The sequence below is a fragment of the Spirulina sp. CCY15215 genome, from assembly GCF_016888125.1.
Lineage (GTDB): Bacteria > Cyanobacteriota > Cyanobacteriia > Cyanobacteriales > Spirulinaceae > CCY15215.
Map to the genome: position 1 here is coordinate 1 of NZ_JACSWA010000178.1, position 206 is coordinate 206.

At 37.4% G+C, this 206-nt stretch carries 1 pseudogene; it reads left to right on the forward strand.

From position 1 onward, the window contains the following. Window positions 1-206 (forward strand): annotated as a pseudogene (locus tag JUI58_RS00900) (RNA-guided endonuclease TnpB family protein); the annotation flags it as partial.

Sequence of the window (206 nt, forward strand, 5' to 3'; positions counted from 1 at the left end):
CCTCAATTGGGATGGATTAAATTTAGGAAATCGAGAGATATTCCCGATAGTTTTGCAATTAAACAAGCGAGAATTATCAAAAAAGCATCAGGATATTTTATTCTACTGTCTTTGCAGTTAGATGTTAATATTCCAGATGTCCCATTTCACGGTCATGCCATTGGGATAGACTTGGGACTGGACAAATTTCTGGCAACTTCTGATGG